General features: G+C 40.4%; 17 protein-coding genes. 11 read left to right on the top strand and 6 right to left on the bottom strand.

Translation table 11 applies throughout. The features are described 5' to 3' along the window. Window positions 1–20: 20 nt before the first annotated feature. From C2M30_RS12645 to C2M30_RS12625, 5 genes are all read left to right on the top strand, one after another. A complete protein-coding gene (locus tag C2M30_RS12645; protein WP_105171867.1) occupies window positions 21–1,961 on the top strand; it encodes a methyl-accepting chemotaxis protein in 1,941 nt (646 codons plus the stop codon). 325 nt (window positions 1,962–2,286) lie between these two features. After that, the gene (locus C2M30_RS12640) at window positions 2,287–4,233 is read left to right on the top strand and encodes a methyl-accepting chemotaxis protein (RefSeq protein WP_234004723.1); all 1,947 of its coding nucleotides are present in this window, start codon (window positions 2,287–2,289) and stop codon (window positions 4,231–4,233) included. A 160-nt stretch (window positions 4,234–4,393) separates the two neighbouring features. Continuing rightward, window positions 4,394–4,750 carry a ribosome recycling factor family protein gene (locus C2M30_RS12635; RefSeq protein ID WP_105171865.1) on the top strand — a complete coding sequence of 119 codons (357 nt, stop codon included), beginning with the start codon at window positions 4,394–4,396 and terminating at the stop codon, window positions 4,748–4,750. Window positions 4,751–5,063: 313 nt separating this feature from the next. Further along, complete coding sequence (locus C2M30_RS12630; RefSeq protein ID WP_105172959.1) at window positions 5,064–5,492, top strand: hypothetical protein; 429 nt, start codon at window positions 5,064–5,066, stop codon at window positions 5,490–5,492. Between the two features lie 545 nt (window positions 5,493–6,037). Continuing rightward, complete coding sequence (locus C2M30_RS12625; RefSeq protein WP_158683417.1) at window positions 6,038–6,742, top strand: hypothetical protein; 705 nt, start codon at window positions 6,038–6,040, stop codon at window positions 6,740–6,742. 353 nt (window positions 6,743–7,095) lie between these two features. Here C2M30_RS12625 and C2M30_RS12620 read toward each other — a convergent pair whose 3' ends face one another. Further along, the gene (locus C2M30_RS12620; RefSeq protein WP_105171863.1) at window positions 7,096–8,118 is read right to left on the bottom strand and encodes an IS110 family transposase; all 1,023 of its coding nucleotides are present in this window, start codon (window positions 8,116–8,118) and stop codon (window positions 7,096–7,098) included. A 118-nt stretch (window positions 8,119–8,236) separates the two neighbouring features. On the opposite strand from C2M30_RS12620, the gene C2M30_RS12615 reads away from it, so the two are divergent. Both C2M30_RS12615 and C2M30_RS12610 read left to right on the top strand, forming a co-directional pair. Continuing rightward, on the top strand, window positions 8,237–8,674 hold the full coding sequence (locus tag C2M30_RS12615; protein ID WP_105171862.1) for a DUF4265 domain-containing protein: 438 nt from the start codon (window positions 8,237–8,239) through the stop codon (window positions 8,672–8,674). A gap of 47 nt (window positions 8,675–8,721) precedes the next feature. Next, window positions 8,722–9,222, top strand: a complete 501-nt coding sequence (locus C2M30_RS12610; RefSeq protein WP_158683415.1) for a DUF695 domain-containing protein — start codon at window positions 8,722–8,724, stop codon at window positions 9,220–9,222. A 109-nt stretch (window positions 9,223–9,331) separates the two neighbouring features. Here the strand turns inward: C2M30_RS12610 and C2M30_RS12605 are convergent, their stop codons facing one another. Both C2M30_RS12605 and C2M30_RS12600 read right to left on the bottom strand, forming a co-directional pair. After that, the gene (locus C2M30_RS12605) at window positions 9,332–11,335 is read right to left on the bottom strand and encodes an ATP-binding protein (RefSeq protein ID WP_158683413.1); all 2,004 of its coding nucleotides are present in this window, start codon (window positions 11,333–11,335) and stop codon (window positions 9,332–9,334) included. Then, window positions 11,269–12,159: a tetratricopeptide repeat protein gene (locus tag C2M30_RS12600; RefSeq protein ID WP_234004722.1), complete on the bottom strand. Its 891-nt coding sequence runs from the start codon at window positions 12,157–12,159 to the stop codon at window positions 11,269–11,271. Before C2M30_RS12600 ends, C2M30_RS12605 begins: the two co-directional genes overlap by 67 nt. A 211-nt stretch (window positions 12,160–12,370) precedes the next feature. Between C2M30_RS12600 and C2M30_RS12595 the strand changes: the two genes are divergently transcribed. Beyond that, a complete protein-coding gene (locus C2M30_RS12595) occupies window positions 12,371–14,581 on the top strand; it encodes a carbohydrate binding family 9 domain-containing protein (RefSeq protein ID WP_105171858.1) in 2,211 nt (736 codons plus the stop codon). Between the two features lie 109 nt (window positions 14,582–14,690). On the opposite strand, the gene C2M30_RS12590 is transcribed toward C2M30_RS12595, so the two are convergent. Then, entirely contained in the window at window positions 14,691–16,184 is a 1,494-nt protein-coding gene (locus C2M30_RS12590; RefSeq protein ID WP_105171857.1) for a leucyl aminopeptidase, read from the bottom strand. Window positions 16,185–16,519: 335 nt separating this feature from the next. Here C2M30_RS12590 and C2M30_RS12585 point away from each other — a divergent pair, with 335 nt between their 5' ends. After that, window positions 16,520–17,119 carry a hypothetical protein gene (locus tag C2M30_RS12585; protein ID WP_010559314.1) on the top strand — a complete coding sequence of 200 codons (600 nt, stop codon included), beginning with the start codon at window positions 16,520–16,522 and terminating at the stop codon, window positions 17,117–17,119. Between the two features lie 38 nt (window positions 17,120–17,157). Here C2M30_RS12585 and C2M30_RS12580 read toward each other — a convergent pair whose 3' ends face one another. Further along, entirely contained in the window at window positions 17,158–18,369 is a 1,212-nt protein-coding gene (locus C2M30_RS12580; protein WP_105171856.1) for a M24 family metallopeptidase, read from the bottom strand. A gap of 141 nt (window positions 18,370–18,510) precedes the next feature. Between C2M30_RS12580 and C2M30_RS12575 the strand changes: the two genes are divergently transcribed. Both C2M30_RS12575 and C2M30_RS12570 read left to right on the top strand, forming a co-directional pair. Next, the gene (locus C2M30_RS12575; RefSeq protein ID WP_054979191.1) at window positions 18,511–19,398 is read left to right on the top strand and encodes a cation diffusion facilitator family transporter; all 888 of its coding nucleotides are present in this window, start codon (window positions 18,511–18,513) and stop codon (window positions 19,396–19,398) included. A gap of 108 nt (window positions 19,399–19,506) precedes the next feature. Further along, window positions 19,507–20,034 (top strand): GNAT family N-acetyltransferase, encoded by a 528-nt coding sequence (locus C2M30_RS12570; RefSeq protein WP_105171855.1) that lies wholly within the window; start codon window positions 19,507–19,509, stop codon window positions 20,032–20,034. A gap of 76 nt (window positions 20,035–20,110) precedes the next feature. On the opposite strand, the gene C2M30_RS12565 is transcribed toward C2M30_RS12570, so the two are convergent. Beyond that, window positions 20,111–20,545 carry a hypothetical protein gene (locus C2M30_RS12565; RefSeq protein WP_105171854.1) on the bottom strand — a complete coding sequence of 145 codons (435 nt, stop codon included), beginning with the start codon at window positions 20,543–20,545 and terminating at the stop codon, window positions 20,111–20,113. Between the last annotated feature and the right edge of the window lie 59 nt (window positions 20,546–20,604).

The following is a 20,604-nucleotide window of genomic DNA, read 5'->3' as shown; positions in this document are numbered from 1 at the left end:
CAAAACCAAAATAACAATTCATGAAGCTTTCAGATATCAGCATTCGCAATGCACTTATTGCCACCATCACACTTGCACTTGTTTTAAGTACACTTTTCTCAACGCTTTTTAGCAGTAATCAATTTAATTCTGTGTTCGATGAGTTTAACGAGCAAGAATATTTTCCGGCGTTACTTGGCAAAGTAGAAGCCAGTATTCGTGCTGAACTTAATACGCCCATCGCGTTATCGAAAGCACTTGCGCAAAATGACTTTTTAATTGATTGGGCGTTAAAAGGCGAAAAAAATGATGAATGGCCCCGCATTCAACAATATTTTGCCAATGTTAAAAATACCAATGACGCAGCCGTTGTGTTTTGGGTATCGCAGCAAAGCTTAAATTACTATCAAAACGATGGCATTTTAAAAACGTTATCGGCAAGCAGTGATCGCGACAGTTGGTTTTTTCAGTTTATGCGCTCGTCAAATACCCAACAAGTGGCTGTTGACGTAGACGAGCAGTCAAAACGCTTAACCGCCTTTATTAATGTAAAAGTGAACGCTAATGGGCAAGATTTAGGTCTCACTGGTTTAGGTTACGACATCAGTAAAATTATCGATATTGTAAACCAGAATAAAATTGGCAAAACAGGATATGTATTTTTATTGCGCCCAGATGGCAAAATTGCTGCACACCCAAACCAAGCGTTTGTGGGTAAAGATTATCAAGCTATCAACAAATACTCACCATTATCAGCGCTACTGTCTCAATCAGCTTCACAGCAAACGCAATTTGACAAAATTAAACTTGATAACGAAACCTATTTTGCAGCTACGCAAAACTTAGAAGACATCGGTTGGCAGTTAGTTGCCTTGATGCCAACCAGTGAAATGAGCAGCAAAATATCCAAAGCGATGATGTTAACAATTGCAGTGAATAGCGTAATCGCGGGTGTGTTTATTGTGCTTATGGTGTGGATTGCTAATCGCGTGTCGCGCAGTATTGCAAGTATTGGTAGCAAACTGCTTGAAATGGGTAATCAAGGCGGCGATTTAACCATGCGTTTGGATGATTCTCGTCAAGATGAACTCGGTGACTTAGCGCGAGGGTTTAATGCGGTTATTGCTAACAATCAAAAAATGGTGATTAAACTTAAAGACATCGAATTGCAAATGGCGCAAGACATTCAAGCCCTTGTCGACTCGTTCGATCAAGTGACGAGCCTTTCATCAAATCAAGATGCACTAAGTGAACAAGTGGCATCGGCTATTACTGAAATGGGCACTACGGTTTCTGAGGTGTCAAACCTTGCGCTTGATACTGCTAACACCAGCGAAGACGCCGTAAGTGATACTAAACACAGTATCGAACAAATGCAGTCAAGTACATTGGCGATGAACCAGTTAACGCAGGTTATGGGCGAAGCGTATCAAAATATTCAAGAACTTGCAGGGCAGGCAGAGTCGATTAATTCAATTGTCGATGTGATTAACGCTATTTCAGAACAAACTAATTTACTCGCACTTAATGCCGCAATTGAAGCCGCGCGTGCAGGTGAGCAAGGACGTGGATTTGCGGTGGTTGCTGACGAAGTAAGAACGCTTGCAAGTAAAACGCAAAGCTCGACGCAAGAAATTCGCGGGCAAATTGATCAATTTCAACGTTCAACCGAAATTGTGCTCAATGCCATGGCACAAGGCAATGAAACCACCAGTAAAGTAAGTGAAACATCGGCTCAATCGGCAGAAATTTTAACCACAATTGACCGCAGTATTACCGCGGTAAAAGATATGAACCAGCAAATCGCCACAGCGACTGAAGAGCAAAACGTGGTGGTGCAACATATTAATGAGTCGGCAGTACAAATTGCTGACTTATCGAAGCAGTTCAACGATATAGCGGTTGCAGATCAACAACAGCTAAAACGCTTAAATCACTTAGCAAGTGAGCTATCATCGCTCATTTCAGAATTTACGGTATAAAGCAAAAATAAACGGGCTGCCCTGCAATATCGTTTGTTCAGGGCAGCGATTTTTGGCGCTTTATCCATACCAATTCATTCAATTGTGAAGGGTGTGTAAAGGTTATTATTGTATTAACCGCCGTCAACTTTGTTGATGTCAGATAACCTTAAAATTCAACTATTGCTTTGTTTGTACGTTACTTATTCGGTGTGATACGCAATCAGATTGTTGCGTAAATTAACATTAACTGCTCGAAATCTTGTACCAATTATAATAAACTTCAAACCTATTTGCCTGGCAATTGATGCCAAGTGTTACTAATTATCAAACAGATAGCAGTAGTATGATAAAACGTCTCAATATCAGTATTCGCAATGCGCTAATTCTTACCATTACGTTTGCATTAGTGTTAAGCACCTTGTTGTCCACGCTATTTAGCAGTGCGCAATTTAACCGCGTTTTCGAACAATTTAACGATCAAGCATATTTTCCTGCTTTGCTGGGTAAAGTTGAAGCAAGTATTCGTGCAGAACTAAACACCCCGCTTGCACTAGCGAAAGGCATGGAGCAAAACAGCTTTTTGATGAAATGGGTCGAAGAAGGTGAAAACGCAGAGCAATGGCCTGAAATTCAAGATTACTTCGAGCATATAAAAATTGAAAACAATGCGGCGGTCGTCTTTTTAGTATCAAGTGTGACAGGCAAGTACTACCAAAATGATGGCATTTTAAAAACCATTTCAACAACCGATCCGCGAGATGCATGGTTTTATGCCTTTATGCAAAAGCCAATTGAGCAGCAACTCGCAGTAGCGGTTCACCAAGAAACGAAAAAACTGATTGCTTATACGAACGTTAAAGTTCACTTAAACGGTAAAGACTATGGTTTAACGGGCCTTGGCTACGATATTAGCCGTATTACCGATATCATTAAAAGCAATAAAATTGGTGAAGCTGGCTATGTATTTTTGATTAAGGATGATAACACCTTTGCAGCACATCCCAATGAACAATTAGTTGGTTCTGATTTTAATAAAATTGAAAAATACCAACCACTTAAACAGCTTATCAATCAATCTAAACAGCTTGAAAGTGCGCAAATCGACACTCTTGACCTAATGGGTGAACAGCATTACGTGGCAAGCCAGTCACTTGAAGGTACGGGTTTAACGTTAGTGGCGCTATTACCTAGCGCTGAACTAAGTGACCAAATTACTAGCGCGCTATTTAAAACTGTGGCAGTAAGTTTGGTGATTGCGATTGGTTTTATTGTTGTGATGGTGTTGTTAGCCAATCGTATTTCGAAAAATATCTCAGGTATTTCAGATAAACTACTCGCCATGGCGCAGCAAGATGGTGATTTAACGGTACGACTTGATGATAGTCGACATGATGAATTGGGTACTTTAGCTAAAGGCTTTAATGCGGTAATTGAAAACAATCAACGTATGATCACACGCCTTAAAGATATTGAAACTCAGCTTGCAAACGATATTCAGGTACTGGTTAAATCGTTCGAACGAGTCACCGATTTGGCGTTCCAACAAGACGGTTTAAGCGAGCAAGTTGCCTCTGCCATTACTGAAATGGGCACAACAGTAGCAGAAGTATCGCACCTCGCCCTTGATACTGCGAAAAGTAGCGAACAAGCAGTAGACAACACTAAACAAAGCATTAGCCAAGTTGAATCAAATGCCAGTGCAATGAAAGCATTAACGGGCGTAATCGAAAAAGCGCATCAGGATATTCAACAATTGGCAAATCAAGCGGAATCGATTAACTCGATTGTTGATGTGATCAATGCTATTTCAGAGCAAACAAATTTGCTTGCGCTTAATGCCGCAATTGAAGCGGCGCGTGCTGGAGAGCAGGGGCGTGGCTTTGCTGTGGTCGCTGATGAAGTGCGTACATTAGCAAGCAAAACACAAGGTTCAACCCAACAAATCCGCAGTCAAATTGAGCAGTTCCAACAATCAACTGAAACCGTATTGTCGGCAATGGCACAGGGTTTTGAAACGACAAAAGCAGTGAGTGAAAGCTCGGTTGAATCAAGCCAAACGCTTAACTTAATTGATGCGCGCATCACAGAAGTAAAAGATATGAACCAGCAAATTGCCACCGCGACCGAAGAGCAAAATCATGTGGTTCAACACATTAATGAATCGGCAGTAGAAATCGCCGATTTATCTCGCCAGTTCCATGGCATCGCGATGAAAGATACCGAGCAATTAAAGCAATTGAATGCACTGTCACATGAGCTATCTGAATTGATATCACGCTTTAAAGTGTGATATCAATTTATGTAACCTGTGAATCTTTCTAACAAGCTTAATAATTTGCTAACAATACGTAAAACTTACTGTGTAGAATAACTACATAAATAAAACGTTAACTTGTTAGCATTTTTTTAGCTTGTTAACACTAAGGTGTTTTCAAATCCCAACCGTTAGCATGCTTGAAATTCAATTAAACAGTTTTGTACGACGTATCGCCCGAGCGAATGAGTTAAAAGCGCTGATTAAGGCTTCTGGCGCAAAATTAACGCGAAAAGGGCGGTCTCGAAACTGGCAGCTAAAAGGCGAGCGGCCTCAGTTTGCGCTAATTATTGAATTGGCAGAAACGCAAAATGAACCGAGTTGGTTGTGGGTGATTACCCAACTAAAAAGTGTAAAGCCAAAGGCAAGTGCAAGTGAGCTAATTGAGATTGTACAGCAGAACCCAACGATTACCCTTACACAATTAATGGCAAAAACCGATTGCACCCTACTTGAAGGGCGACAGGCACTCGATAGTTTAGCGTTTGATTAAATGTATTAACTCATATTTGATGTTGCAGTTTCTATGAATAGGTTTGGACTTCACCTGACAGGCTGCCATGAGCGAAAAGCAGCCGGTGAATAAACCATTCCATTTCTTAATGATTATTTCCCCCTTAATAATATTAACAGGCAATTTGCCTGTTTTCTGAAACTTATAAAATGTTAATTTTCAAATAACTGTTTGACTAGTAACAAATAATTATTAGTGTTATAAATTGATTCAGAATGTAAACAGGCGATGTTGCGGTAGAAAAAGAGGCAACTTGCCTCTTAATAAACTGTTATGTGACTTGGAAGGTTTAGTGAAAATATTTAGCGTATTTTTAGTTTTAGTCGTGACTTTTGTTATGCTGGTCACTTTTAGCAACAGGGTTCAAGTGTTTTTACTTTACAATATGTATTCTCTTGGCTCTGGTATGGATGATGGTGCCGCAGAGTTGTTTATTCAAAACAAGCATCGCTACAAACCAGTGGTCTTAGACTTACTCAATGCTGATGACCCAAATACTTACAAAGCCCAAGCATCATTCTTATTTGGTGAATTTTTGTTAGATGACCCTGACATTAATAAAAAAACGCAAGAGTTATCTCGGAACCATACAAACAAACACATTAGGTGCTTTTGGTCTGATGTCTTAAATGGTCGTTTTGAACAAGTTCGTATTGGTGGAGATGAAGGCGATAAATTCGCTGCTTACGTTATGAAAGATAATGGCAGTAAATGTAAGTAAACGTCACATAACAAGGCAAATCAAAAGGGCGGACAAAAACCAGTTGGCTTTGTTCGTACCTCACAAATTATAGCCAACTAATTTTTGCCGTTTATTTGCGGCGTTAGCAGCCAATCCATACTCGATAATTCAGCGCCAAGGTTTTAGGGCGCACGCCCAGTGCTATTTTTCCAAATATTGGCTTGCCTCAGTGTTTCATTTGGCTGGTGTTCAACTTACTAAAGTACAAAAACCAAACTCAGGTGTTTGCAGGTTTTCTTTAATCAGTTAAAGTACTTACATAAAAATAAATTGGGTACATGTCGGTTGGCATTAAAGGCTGTTTAAGCTTTGACAGCTAACAAACCAATAATGGTAAGGACGCAAAAAGCATGGCTGCGCTCGTACCTCGCTAATTATAGCCATGCATTTTGCGCCCCATATCGGAGCGTTAGATTTCTATGTTAATTTCGATAATTATAGTTGTAATATCTACTGCACTCTTAAGTTTGCAGTTCTTTAAACAAACGAAACGTTCATGGCAAATAGCCATGATAATGTGTTCGATGCTTTTTATTTTGTCTGTTTGGAATATTAAAAACCAAAATGATATTCAAAATTTCACTATTTATAGTCTAGAAAAAATAGCCGGGCGCATTTTGTGGGAGGAGAGTCCTCTTACTTTATCACTTCAAAATGAATTAAAAGAAGTTGAACCTTCAACTCTAAGTGCTCAAGTGAAAATACTTTCTTCTGAATATACTACTGTTCCAAAAGACAAAAAATCATTATCGTATTTCTTTGACAAGTGTGAAAAAGACAGCGTATTTGAATACTCTTTTCTACCTGCTGAAGATGCTAGAGAGCTCTTCAGAACTTTCGCCGAAGAGAACGGTGATATTTATGACAGAAAAGAAGATCTTGCTGGTGTTGAGCGCTTCTGGTTTAACGGCTTAAATTCAAAATCGACTTACTCAGATCCTGTGCTTGTATCTACAAAACTAGTTACAGGGGCGAATGTCAATTCTAACTTTACTAGTCTAAGTGACTTAAACGGTTCAATAATACTGGCTTACCTTAATCCTGGTATCCAAAAGCACCGTTTGTGGCCTACTGCAATAAATTGGAAACTTAAAACGAATGCGGGGCATATGCTGGTGCACATGCCATTGACTATAGATCTGAAAGCTGAGAACAATAGTGCACGTATACACAATTATGTGGGTATATGTATCCCTACTGGTTTCTTTGATAGTGCTCAAGAAATCTAACAAGTCGTTCAAGCGGGACTCGTTACAGTTGGCTCGGTTCCGCTTCGCTACACATTTTAGCCAACTATTTCTCGCCCCTTAACGAGGCTACATGGACTCCCCTTTGTCAAGCAATAGGCGTCTTCGACAACAAGAAGATCTGACAGCAGCTCTACATTCGGCGTTTATTAGCTTTGCTACGCTATCGCCCTGATGATTTGCGCTTGAGCAATGACCTCATTCGTTAGACAGTATTTGCTACTTCCCGGCTAAACAGGTTTTATTGCTCTCGGTCTGACCGTGTTATCGTCAATTGCTATTGCTGAGACTCGGTGGGGTTAACCGTTTTGGTGAACCGCGCTTAGCTAATTAAATTACACATAATCCAACTGATATTCTTTACCTGATTGTAATAGTGCCCATATTAAACGGGCATTTTTTGCAGCCAATGCTACAACCGCACGTTTAAAACCACGACGTTCAATCAAGCCTTGCACCCATAGACTGGTTTTGTCTGTTTTCGTTTTGCAGTTGGCAATCACAGCACGAGCACCATGGATGAGTGACGTTCGTATGTGCTTTTCACGACGTTTACTGATACGACCTAAATGAACGTTGCCACCCGTTGTGTATTGCCGAGGCACTAAGCCAACCCATGCTGCGAATTGACGGCTAGAACTAAAGTGCTTTGCATCATTAACAGTCGCAACAACAGCGGTTGCAGTGACTTCACCAATGCCAGGAATGCTCATTAGTAATTTTGCAGCAGGCATTTGTTTGGATAGTGCATAGAGTTTTCGGTCGTATTTTAATATTTCTTGATTAAGCCCTTGTATGCTGAGCCAAACATCGGTTAATAGTTCACGAGCAAGCTGGGGTAAACCATTTTCAGCGTCCTCTAAAATACTGGAAATGGTATTTTGTGCTGGATAGCGGCCTTGGGGCATCACGATACCAAACTCAGCAAGTAAACCGCGTAAGCGATTAATGCTGGCAGTGCGGTCTTTTATTAAGCCTTGGCGAATACGATGCAAACACAACACCGCTTGTTGCTCTTCACTTTTGATGGAGACAAAACGTGTTTTAGGACGAGCAACTGCTTCACAAATGGCTTCAGCATCATTGGCGTCATTCTTCTCACTTTGGCGATAAGGAATAACAAACTTAGATGCCATAATGCGTACAGTATGACCGAGTTTAGTAAACGCTCTTGCCCAATAATGAGCACTTGAGCATGCTTCCATGCCAATTAAGCAAGGTGGCAATTTAGTAATTTCAGCTAAGAGGTTGTTTCGTTTAATAGTTTTACGCAATTTGCACTTGCCATGCTCATCAACCCCATGGATACTAAAAACATATTTGGCTAAATCGATGCCAACAACTTTAATTAAAGACATATGGACTCTCCTCGTTTTGGTTCAACTACCACTATGGCACATTGTGGCTAAGTGGTTGGGGAGTCCATATCATTCGTTATCAACGGCCGTGTTTGGCACAGAACAGTTCAGGAATTAAATGAAAAAGGAAAAGTTGTTATTCGCTTTAGATGTTGATGATGGATGGCCTCCTGTGGGGGCTGAAGGCGTTTGGTGTGAACGTGTTGATGGTAACTATAGATTAGTCAACACTCCTTTCTTTATACCTAACTTAGCATTAGGAGATATCTTTTCAGCTATACCAGATGAGGTAAATGACCACGTATTTGAATTTGAGGTTTTGAAAGAGTCAGGTCATTCGTTGATATGGGTAATGAACAATAAAGGTATCCGAACCGATGTATTCATCGAAGTTTTAAATAGAGTTGGCTGCAGTGTGGAAACATTAAATCAGTTTTCCTTGATGAGTATTGATGTTCCGCCTGAAGTTGATATGGACGCTTTAGATCCTTTATTAGACATATATGAAGAGGAAGGGCTAGAGTATGCTTTTCCTGTATGGCGACACCCTGACTAAAATGAATGGCAGCTAATGGCACAAATCAGAGTTTTAGGGAAAGCAAAATGACTAAAGTATTGTTTCTGGCCTTGTTATTGGGACTGTTTTCCCTTGAAATAGTCGCTATTGAGAAATCTGAAAAAGTAAAGATAGTCGTGCAAGAAGAACTTGAAGATACATGGAGTTACAAAGAGTTTGAAAATGTAGATAGCAAAGCTATTTCTTTGTTTAGAAAGAATTTAGGGGTTGAAAAGTTTTCTGGAAATTCAAAGTACACTGAGTTGGTATATCTAACAGTTTTTTATGAACCGTCTAATGCTCATGGTTTTCCTGGAAAAACTGAATACGAAAAAATGTCTGCATTCGAAGAAAGCGATATACCTCTAATAGCGGATATTTCCGATTCTTTTCATGTTGCTAGTGTTGTTCAAAATGGAGTTATGGATTTTCTCTTCTATATCTCTGATAATGAACTTTTTATTGACGCTGTAAACCAGAACAACCAAAAGATCCAAGACTTCAAAGTTGAACTGGAGTTGGTTAATGATCCAAACTGGGATATATAAAGACTTCCCATAGCGATAGTCCGTTATGGGCACAAATCGGCTATTCACTGTTAGATTTGATTAAGTTCTATAAATCAAGTCTGGTAGTTCGAGTTAATACTTATTCAGATTAAACGACTTTTTGGCTCGACGACAAAGCGTATTCAATGCCTTCTAGTGCTTCGCAATACGCGTCTTTATCGTTATATTTCAGCGCTTTTTCAAAGTAATCTGCGGCTTCTTCAATCGAATGATATTTGAACATAGCCGCCGCACCGCGCAGTTTATGTAACGCTTGTTGTAAATCTTCCCAGCTTTCGTTGCTGTAAAGCGATTTTATTGCGGCTTTTTCGCGTTCAAGCCCTGCTGCGAAATTAGCAGCAAGATCACCCGTGTCGACTGTATTTGAAATATTAATTGCTTTGTGACTGCGAGATTTACTGTCATAGCTAACGTATTTTCTAAGTGTCGAGATAAAGTTTTCTTGTTCGAGCGGCTTTTTAATGTGATCAGCAAAGCCCTGCTCAAGATAACTCAATACTTCGTGTTGCATGGTATTTGCCGTTATGGCGACAATAGGCTGCGTAAACCCTGAACCTTGAAGTTGCTTTAATGCACCTATGCCATCTAATATCGGCATTTGAATATCTAGCAGTACTAAATCAAAGCGTCCGTGTTTGCATTCTTCAACTGCTTGCGCACCGTTTTCCACTGCAACCACTTCCAAACCCAAATGTCGCAACAAACGTACAATTAATTCGCGGTTATCATCGTGATCTTCTGCAATCAATACGCGGCCTTCAAAAATGGCTTTGTCATCGCGTTGCGCAACGGTAATTGGTTTCGCGACTTTACTTTTCTCAACATTTAAATGAAGTGTAAATTCGCTGCCTTTGTGCACTTCACTGGTGACAGAGATTGAACCGCTCATTAAATTGGCGAGTTGTTCTGATAGGCATAAACCTAATCCTGAACCACCAAATCTGCGGGTAATACTACTGTCGCCTTGGGTAAAGCTATCGAATATCTCTTCAAGCTGTTGCTCTTCCATCCCAATGCCAGTGTCAATAACGTTAAACCGTATGCCAGTAAACGTTTCACGAATTGATAAGGTAACACTGCCTTTGTCGGTAAATTTAACAGCGTTAGAGCATAGGTTGAGTAATATTTGTTTTAACCTGAATTGATCAGCTTTAATTGCAAAGTCATCATCAAGGGCATTAATAATGTAAAAATCGATATTCTTTTTATTGGCCAATGTAGTAAACATTGTGCCAATTTCTTCAATCAAGCCACTTACATTAAATGTACTGATATCCAGCTCTAATTTGTTTTCTTCGATACGACTGATATCGAGAATATCATTGATTAAATCAAGTAAATGCTTGCCATTGTTATTTATGATCGCCAGATCTTTATTAAAGTTACGCAGATCATAATGGGCATTACTCATCGCCTCTGAATGACCGATAATTGCGGTGAGCGGGGTGCGTATTTCATGGCTCATATTGGCAAGAAATTTTGATTTAACTAAGCTTGCTTGGCGTAAATCTTCGCTTGTTTTTTGCAGTTCTTGCGTGCGTTGCGTCACGATAACTTCGAGCTGCTTCTTTGCTTTACGCTCGTGTGCACGGCGCTGGGCTGCAACTATCAACAAAATGCTTAAAAGGCCTGCAACGATAAAAAATATGCGCTGTTGCTTTGATTTCTCTATTGCGAGTTTTTGAATTTGTTTTTCTTTTTCAAGTTCGGTGACACGTGTTTCGAGTTGATTACGCTCTTCGAATGCTTGTTCTTGAGCGAGGCGTTCTTTTAAATTTTGCTGTTTGATTTCCGTGTTGACCAGTTGTTGCTGCTTGCGTACGCCATACGCTTGAGACACCATATTATTGGCGCCATAAATGATCAGCGCTTGGGAATAAGCTTTTTGTAAAAGTTGTTTGTTACCCGTTTTTTTTGCGATATCGATAGCGTTATTGATTTGCTCAAGCGCCATTTCCGGCTCTTCTAACACAATAGCGACGCGAGAAAGGTGATATGCAACGCTAAAATTAACTGTCGGGTTATTTAGCTTCTCACCGATTTTTGCTGCATTAGCAATATGCACGCGCGCTGATGGTAATCCGTTAACCAAATATAGCTATCCGCGAAGTTTAGTTCGACAGACGCTAAGTGATAGGCATCATCTTTATTGACTAAAATCGCTTTAGCATCACTTAAATGTTTTATTGCACGGTTATATTTACCAAGCGCGTTTAACGACACGGCTACGTTGCTGTGCGTTAAAAATTGCGTGTCTTCATCTAACTCGTGGTAATGATTGTTAAGTAGGTCATCGTATATTTCGACCGCTTTATAATTGTGCCCGAGCTTAGCAAGCAAGCCTGCGCGATTTAGTTTTACATCCAGTACGTCTTGTTTTGTACCGTATTCAACGTAGCGAGGTTCGGCTTGTTGATAATAATCGAGCGCGCGCGAGAATTGGTTGAGTTTTTCGTACGCAAGCGCGATGTTATTTTCAAGGTGAGCGGCTTTAACTTGGGCATTATGTTCTAAATGAAATGCTAATGCTTTGGAATAGTAGGCAATCGCTTCTTCGGGTTGATCGCTGTAGTAGTAAATTAATCCAAGCAGTCGGTTAATGTCTGAGCGTTTACGCGAGTTTTTTGTTAACAGTAGTGCGCGCTTAAGTGGCGCTATTGCGTTTTCTAGCTGACTGATTTTTGCGTAATTAGCCCCGATTAAATGTAAAACTCGCGCGGTTTGTTCGTTACTGAGCTGATGCTGTGTTTGGATTGCGTGGTATGCGTCAATTTGTTGGCTAACATCATCAAGTTGTTTGATGTTGTCAATTTGTTGTGTCAGCGTTTCGTCTTCTAGCGCAAAAATCAATTGAGAAAAGCAAAAGCCAGCAATAATTACGAAGCGTAAAATTCCTTTTTTTATAATGCTGTCCATTTTCACGTCTTTTGCTTGATTTAATAAGCGTTTACTGTAAGCAAGTGCGCGCCAGAGTTCAAGCAAATTCGGTAAAATAGCGCCGCTGATCTAGCGCTAAAGTATGATTAAAAAGGTATATAAATGATGGGTTTACAAAGGCATGTCATTGGCACTAGAATTGCTTAGATGGAAAATGTTAACAAATTATTAAAATAAGTAAGGATGCGTCGTGAAAAAATTGTCGTGGCTTAGTGCAATTTTTTTATTGCAGGTAAGTGTTTCACTGTTTGCAAAACAAAATTTTGAGCTTAAATATATTAACCAACCGATTGTTGTCGATGGCGTATTAGACGAGGCTCATTGGCAAAATGCGACGTTTGTAGACTTAGCTTGGGAAGTAGAGCCGGTAGAAGGAATTCCCGCGTCGCTTGAAACGCATGTGTGGATGTACCAAGATGGCAACAACCTGTATGTTGCGTTTAAGGCAAGTGACCCAGAACCGGACAAAATTCGCGCGTCCATTCGTGACCGCGATGACTTGTGGTTTGATGACAATGTCATTGTGATGCTCGATACCTTCAATGATGAGCGCACCGGTTACCAATTTTATGTAAACGCCCTTGGCGCACAAGCCGATGCACGTATGACTGATTATGGTTCATGGGAAGAAGACTCATCATGGGATGCAATTTGGGATGCGAAAACCCAAATTACGGATACGGGTTATACCGTAGAAATGGTTATTCCATTTACGGCAATTCGTTTTCCGCTTGTCGATGGTAAGCAAACATGGGGTTTATCGCTATACCGTAACTATCCACGTGGTGTGCTAAATCAATTCTCAAATATAAAATTTGATTACGACATTAAATGTAGTTTCTGTCAGTTTGATAAAATTACTGGTTTTGAACATGCAAAACCAAGCCAAAACTTACAATTAACACCGACACTAACGGCAAGTCGTAGTGATGTACGTGAGAACGATAGTTGGCAAAATGGTGATGCCGACATTGAGCCTGGCTTAGATATTCGCTACGGCATTTCATCGGATGCGGTACTTAACGCAACGATAAATCCCGACTTTTCGCAAGTTGAAGCTGATGCCAGCCAGCTTGATGTAAACAGTACATTTGCTTTGTTTTATGAAGAAAAGCGCCCGTTTTTCTTGGATGGAGCCGATACATTTGAAACGGAGTTATTTAACTTTGTTCATACCCGAAATATCGCTGACCCAGATGTGGGAGCAAAATTAACCGGTAAATCGGGTAATCACACCTATGGCGTTCTTTATGCTAATGACCAGCAAAGTGCGCTGATTTTACCTGGCACGCAAGGGTCTAACCTAGCCGTTGTTGATGAAAAAGCGCATGCAGGGATTGCCAGTTATCAACTTGATTACGGTTCACGCGATAATTTAGGTATGTTGGTTACTAGCCGCCAAAGTAGCAACTATCATAACAATTTAGCATCGGTTGATGGTGCAACGTATTTGTCTGAACAAGACCAAATCCGCTATCAATTTGCTTATTCTGATACTAAAAACACCGAACAGTTAGTCACTGACTTTGACCTTGCTAAAAATCAACAAGGACATACCGCGTATGTTGAGTACCAACGAAACACTAAAGCATATGATTTAAAAGCATCATATCGACAAGTTGATGCCGATTTTCGTTCGGATTTAGGTTTTGTAACACGTGCTGGTTATGAAAAAGCGCTGGTTGGTGGCGGCTATCATTGGTATATGCCACAAGGCGAGTCGGTAACGGATTATTGGCTGAAAGGCGATTACGATATCAATTACGAACGACACGGCGATAAATTAGCCAGCGAACTTGAAATATACGCAGGCCTTGAGGCTATCTACAATATTTACACAGAAGTAGGGTATATCGCAGGTGAAACGAAATATGGAAATCGTTATTACGATGAACAATATGGAGATTGGTGGTTTTCAGGTAAGCCAACGGGTGATGTAAAAATATCACTTTATGCGCGTGAAGGTAAACGCATCGATTACCGTAATGCGGAGCTTGGTGATTCATTGTATTTAAACCCAAAAATAACATGGGATTTGAATCAGTATTTACAGTTTAAACTTGCGCATACTTACAGTGAAATGAAGCTCGATGACGCCCTGTCGTTTCGCGTTAACCTAACCGACTTACGTGTAAACCTTAAATTTAATATGCAAAGCATGTTGAAGCTTGTTGTGCAGTATGAAGTGGGCAAGTATGGTGATTCACCGCTTGAGATCACTAATCAGATCAATAAAGAACGCGATTTTGCCACTCAGTTGATTTATTCATATAAGCTTAATCCGCAAACATTGTTTTATTTAGGGTATTCAGACAACGGCTTTAGCGATGATGACGAACAACGTCTAAAAGCTAATGAACGTACGTTCTTTACCAAATTTAGTTATGCATGGCAGCTTTAAGCTTATGTATTAGAACTTGTTGATCTTTAAGGATCACATAAACACAAAAAAGTGGGCAATGCCCACTTTTTTATTTTTAGCGTACTATCAAGTCGTACTATCAAGTTAGTTATTTAGTTTGATTCTCAACCCACTGAGTCAATAAACGTACGCTGTAGCCTGTACCACCTTTTGGCACTTCATTTTTAGCTGATGATGCAAGCGCATTACCGGCTATATCAATGTGCGCCCACTTAGTATCGCCCACAAACTGTTGTAGGAAAGTCGCTGCAGTTGTTGCGCCCGGACCACCTGAACCGATATTAGCGAAATCTGCAATCGGGCTTTTAAGCATATCTTTGTAGCCAAGTGGTAAACGCCATAGGTTTTCATTTACTTGTTTACCAGCAACTGTCAGTGATTCAACTAGGCTGTCATCATCTGAAAATACGGCAGCATAGCGATTACCAACGGCACGTACTTTTGAACCAGTAAGCGTTGCAATATCAACCATAACTTGAGGTTTAAATTGCGTACGTGCATACCAAAGCGCATCAGAAAGTACTAAACGACCTTCAGCATCAGTATTTAGAATTTCTACCGAGTGACCCGCTGCAGTGCGCACTACATCGCCAGGAGCAACAGAGCTTTCTGATACCATGTTTGCGGCCATGCCCATTACTGCAACTAAGTTAACTTTCGCTTTGTTTAACGCAAGCGCTTTTACCGTACCAAGCGCTGCTGCTGCGCCTGCCATATCAGATTTCATGCGCGCAATTGATGAACCTGTTTTAATGCTGTAGCCACCTGAATCAAAGGTAATGCCTTTACCAACAAGCGCAATGGGTGCATCGTCGCTGCCTTTATAATGGGCAACAACTAAACGAGAACCTTCATTGCTGCCACGGCCAACTGCTTCAAGCGCACCCATGCCAAGTTCTTTGATTTCTTTTGGTGTTAATACAGATACTTCGACACCAATCTTTTTCAGTTTTTTCGCTTCATTTGCAAAATCAACAGGCGTCATTTCTGTAGCGACTTCAGAAATTAAGTCGCGTGCTAGAAATACACCTTTTTCAATATTAGCTAAGTGAGCGTATTCTTGTTTTGCTGTGTTTGCGTTTGCTGAAATAAAGGTAAACGCTTTTTCTTCACGCTTTTCTTTTTGGTATTTGTCAAAACGGTATGCACGTAAGTTAATGCCGTGAGCAAGTTGCGCAAGATCAGAGCTTGCAAATGATGACGCATCAACAGCAATATTCTGAATGTATTTTTGTTCTAACATGCCAGAAAGCTTACCGCCTAATTTTGTCAGCTCTGATTGTGTCAAGCTGTTGTCATCGCCAAGACCGATAACCATTACGCGCTTATAAATACTGTTTTGTGGCGCAACCACTTCTAACTTAGTGGCAAACTTACCGCTAAATTCATTTGCGGCGATTGCTTGATTAAGTTGGCGTGCAAAAGGGTAGTTTGAAAACACGTTTTCGTCTTGCTTTTCATGGGTGAATAAAACAAGTGTATCTGCGTCGGAGGTCGTTGCGTTTGAAAAGTTAAACTGCTCAGCTGCTACAGGCATTGCAGCACTCGCCGTTAGCGCAAGTGCTAATAAAGACTTTTTCATGTGAGATCCTTCAAATATAAATTTGTGCATGTTTACATTAACGCCGGCAAAATGTTAATCGATAAACGATTAGTTGCCAGTTTAGCGAGGCGAATAACAAGAAAAAAGCCACTTTGGTAGTCGTTTGGTTACATTTTGTCAAATATACATTACAAAAATAACGCAATTTTGTTGATTAAATACACAAAATCACCGTCGAAACATTGAGTTAAATCAAAAATTTCGATAAAGTTTGCACTACTTTATGGGGACATTTGTTACCTAGAGCCCATTCTCCTCTATAAAAAATTAACAATTCATACGTGGAAGGCTCTAAATACAAGAAAGGTTGGGGCATGGAATTATCACAAGAAGAGTTAGCTTTTTTCTCTAATATGTTTGCAGACAAATCAACACCTGAGCAAACTGAAGAGTCAGGCCATGCGCTTAGCATTAAATCTGAAATTCCAAGCAATCTTTATCAAGTATTTGAGCAATCTAAACTGACATTACTGGCTGAGATTAGTCATTATCAGTTGTGGTTTCCGCTCGAAATGACAATTGAGAACGGTGAGTTTAAACCGGTTCTCGGTACTCCTGAAATCGTCGATATTCAAAATGGTGAGCGCAGTTGGCGTGGCGGTGATTTTGTTAATGTGGAATTGCAAGACCAAAAAGGCAAGGCACACGACTTATTGTCACTTTCAAGTACCGGCATTGCGTTTCGAGTGAGCGACCGTCGCAGCCTTAAACGTATTTTAAACGAAAAGTCGTTATGTATTAGCTTGCCTAACGAAGAACAAGTAGCACTAGAGTTTGAAGCAGTGCGAGTAGAGCGCGATGTTGTAGCTGCGAAAATTGCCAAAGTTCAACGCGGACGTGACCGTTTAAGAAAGTTTTTGTTTAATTTACACCGTAACGAAAACCAACAACTCTATCAGGGATTGCAATCATAAAGCGCAGCTTATTCTAGCAAGCTGCGCCTTTGTGTTGTTTATGCCAAACCAAATGGGTCATCCACGCTATGCGCTGGCTCTGTAAACCACTTTGGACCTTCATCAGTCATGTAAAAATGATCTTCAAGTCTAACACCAAATTTACCCGGTAATACCAACATCGGCTCGTTACTAAATACCATACCTTCAGCAAGTGGTGTGGTGTCGCCTTTTACCAAATAGGGTGATTCGTGAATATCCATGCCGCAACCATGCCCAGTACGGTGCGGTAAACCGGGAAGCTCGTATTCTGGACCAAACCCAGCAGCATCGATTACCACGCGGGCAGCCGCATCGGTCACTTCACAAGCTTGTCCAATTTTGGCAGCATTAAATGCCGCGATTTGCGCATCTTTTTCTACTTGCCATACAGCACGCTGTTCATCAGTTGCTTCACCATACGCATAAGTACGCGTAATATCAGAATGATAACCTTCAACAATACAGCCGGTATCAATCAGTACCCAATCATTTTCTTGTAGTACTTGAGGATCTTTTACACCATGGGGGAAAGATGTTGCTAAACCGAACAGTACAATGCAAAACGATGAACCTGATGCACCAACCTTTTTATGAGCTTGGTTGATAAACGCTTCAACTTCGCTTGTCGTAATACCTGGTTTTAAAATGCTTGCTGCGGCTTTATGCACTTCTAATGTCATATTTTTCGCGGTTTGCATCAGGGCGATTTCCGCATCAGATTTACATTCACGGCAAGGCGCGGTGATAACATCAGCGTTAATTACTGTAAGTTGCGGGTTTGCTTTTATAATACCGTCGACAAGAAAATAACCAGCGCTTGGGTCGACAGCTAGTTTGCCTTCGTTGATCCCCTGTTTTTGCAGTATTTCTGCAATTAACGCGTAAGGGCTCTGATGTTCATGCCAGCCAAAAAACTCGCCATTTAGCTTCATGTAATCGTTCAGTGAACCTTGTTCGAAATGCGGGGCGACGTAACATAGCTCGCCTTTTGCTGGCAAAATAGCGCCAACTAAACGCTCGCTTTTATACCATTTTAAACCGGTAAAATAGGTTAGGTTAGTACCCGCATCAATATACATAGCTGCAATGCCTTGCTGTTGCATTAGTGATTGCGCTTTTTGTAAACGGGCGTTGAGTTCGTCGTTTGAAATTGGCGCAACCTGTTGCGTCATATTATCTAATTTGGCTAAAGCTTGTTCTATTGTGCTGCCACCTACACCTATCGTCATATGAAAATACTCTTTATTGTATGCAATATGCAAAATCTATCATTTTATTTTAGGTTTTAGAAGCGCTAGGAGTGATTTTATGAAAACTAACCGTTATAATTGAAACACTATAACATTTTAGTTTCTAACTTATCCCCATTCATGACAGATATCACCACCCATAAAACTGCAAGGCGCCGTTTACTCATCGCCCTTTCTATTACAAGCACTTTTATGGTGATTCAATTTATTGTTTCGTTTTTTGCCAACTCTATGGCGGTACTGGCTGATGCCGGCCATTTATTTGTTCATAACAGTTCGTTGGTAGTGGCGTTAATCGCCTCAAGCATTGCGATTCACTTAGCAAAAAACTATAACGCGGGTTATAAAAAAGCAGAGCTCATTGGTGGCTTAATTAATGGTATTTTGTATTTAGCCATCGCAGCGACGATTATTTTTGCTAGTACTAATAAGCTTGTAAATCACGCAGATCACTCTCATGAGGTAAATACCTTTTTAATGACCGCAGTCTCTGGCCTTGGTTTTTTATTTCATGCGGCATCGGCTTATGTGTTGTATCAAGGACGCAAAGAAAGCGTTAACGTTTATGCGGTATTCTTACACAGCTTTTTAGACTTGTTATCGACGGTATTAACATTTAGCGCCGGTATAGTGATTTACTTTACTGGTTGGGTCGATATCGATATTTTCTCAAGTTTAATTATTGCCACTTTTGTACTGATAACAGGTTTTCGAGTGATCAAAAAGTGTATTGATGGCCTAGTTGAAACTGATAGCGCATTGCCAGCGGCGACAGATATCGAATCACGATTAACCAATCTGGAGCACATTAGCAGCGTTCACAATGTAACGGTTGATAAGCAAGGCAGTAAAACGATCGTCGGCGCACACATTGTTCTAAAGCCGAGTTGCACCAAAGAACTTCATCACGATTTATGTCAATTAGCCGTCGAAAAGTGCTTGTTGCAAGAATTTTTGGTGAAGCACAGCGTACTGCAAATTGAAGCGCATCAGTGTAAACATTGTTGATTTATTAATACGTTAATCGTAATCTGATGTGTAAAAGGGCCTTAAAGGCCCTTTTTTGTTTGTTAAAGAAACTATACCAATGGTTTAGAGCGCTTAACGAGGTGGATTATGTTTACTCTAGCGGTTGATAACACGTTAAAACTAGCGTTAGTTGATGCCAAGTTTGCAACTACGTATTTTGATATCGTAACAAAGCAACGTGATTATTTAAGTCGTTGGTTGATTTGGCCAAGTCATGCCGACAGTATTGCGTTTTTCTCGAATTTTATTACTCGCTCACTGATTGATTATGCTAATGGAAAGTCGCTGGTGTGTGCCATGATTTATCAAGGCGAATTAGTGGGAAATGTGAGTTTTAATTCCATTGATCATACGCTTAAAAAGGTAGAAATTGGGTACTGGCTTAGTTGTGATTTTCAGGGCAAGGGCATTGTTACGCGCGCCGTTACTAAATTGATTGAACTGGCGTTTACGCAATACGAAATGGAAAAAGTTGAGATTGCAGTTGCCGTTAACAATACTGCAAGCCGAAATGTCTGTGAGCGTCTTGGGTTTTCGTTAGAAGGGGTTATTACACGTGCCGAGAATCTTAATGGCAACATAGTCGACCATGCTATTTATGGTTTACAACGCTAGTTAATCAAAGCGTTCGGTCAGTGATTATTAAAGGTTGGGATTGCGCTAATCTCGCGCACAATCCCGAATTGTTGGGTTAGCTTAATACCTTAATTTGTTCAAGTGACGACACACGGATATGAGTTTGAAAATAGTATTTGCCTGTTCTTTTGCCATTTGAAACAAAATCGATAATTTCGCGCTTTGCTTCACCCGTAACTTCAATCACTTTGCCTGTGAAAAACGCGTTAGGCGCTTTGCCATAATTTTTGGTAAATTCTGGTACCACTGAAGGCGATAATACAATGGTTACTGCACGTCGGTCGCGATAATCGTGTTCAGTATTGAGATAAACTTCACCATGGCGTGAACTTCCGGTAGCTTTAACTAAAAATTTAAATGTACCTTGTACACCATCAGGCGCATTGTCTTCGGCTTGCGCGATTAAGTTCATGGTGTCTGCAACGTCAATATTTGTTGTTGAGTTACATGCGGTTAAAAATAGACTAAGCGATAAAATTAGATACTTCACCAGTTACTTTCCTTGTATTTAATGTATAGAAAGTGCACGTAAAACTGATAAGAGAAAAC

Origin of the sequence: Pseudoalteromonas sp. T1lg24 (genome assembly GCF_002964745.1) — a bacterium.
Classification (GTDB): Bacteria; Pseudomonadota; Gammaproteobacteria; order Enterobacterales; family Alteromonadaceae; genus Pseudoalteromonas; species Pseudoalteromonas spongiae.
This window is presented reverse-complemented; position numbering and strand designations above follow the sequence as displayed.

Excerpts from the sequence above, each read along its gene's own strand:
- C2M30_RS12590 (WP_105171857.1), bottom strand. The coding sequence starts at position 16,184 with ATGAAAAAGTCTTTATTAGCACTTGCGCTAACGGCGAGTGCTGCAATG.
- C2M30_RS12620 (WP_105171863.1), bottom strand. The coding sequence starts at position 8,118 with ATGTCTTTAATTAAAGTTGTTGGCATCGATTTAGCCAAATATGTTTTT.
- C2M30_RS12615 (WP_105171862.1), top strand. The coding sequence starts at position 8,237 with ATGAAAAAGGAAAAGTTGTTATTCGCTTTAGATGTTGATGATGGATGG.
- C2M30_RS12575 (WP_054979191.1), top strand. The coding sequence starts at position 18,511 with ATGACAGATATCACCACCCATAAAACTGCAAGGCGCCGTTTACTCATC.
- C2M30_RS12645 (WP_105171867.1), top strand. The coding sequence starts at position 21 with ATGAAGCTTTCAGATATCAGCATTCGCAATGCACTTATTGCCACCATC.
- C2M30_RS12625 (WP_158683417.1), top strand. The coding sequence starts at position 6,038 with ATGCTTTTTATTTTGTCTGTTTGGAATATTAAAAACCAAAATGATATT.
- C2M30_RS12570 (WP_105171855.1), top strand. The coding sequence starts at position 19,507 with ATGTTTACTCTAGCGGTTGATAACACGTTAAAACTAGCGTTAGTTGAT.
- C2M30_RS12580 (WP_105171856.1), bottom strand. The coding sequence starts at position 18,369 with ATGACGATAGGTGTAGGTGGCAGCACAATAGAACAAGCTTTAGCCAAA.
- C2M30_RS12585 (WP_010559314.1), top strand. The coding sequence starts at position 16,520 with ATGGAATTATCACAAGAAGAGTTAGCTTTTTTCTCTAATATGTTTGCA.
- C2M30_RS12635 (WP_105171865.1), top strand. The coding sequence starts at position 4,394 with ATGCTTGAAATTCAATTAAACAGTTTTGTACGACGTATCGCCCGAGCG.
- C2M30_RS12640 (WP_234004723.1), top strand. The coding sequence starts at position 2,287 with ATGATAAAACGTCTCAATATCAGTATTCGCAATGCGCTAATTCTTACC.
- C2M30_RS12610 (WP_158683415.1), top strand. The coding sequence starts at position 8,722 with ATGACTAAAGTATTGTTTCTGGCCTTGTTATTGGGACTGTTTTCCCTT.
- C2M30_RS12600 (WP_234004722.1), bottom strand. The coding sequence starts at position 12,159 with ATGGACAGCATTATAAAAAAAGGAATTTTACGCTTCGTAATTATTGCT.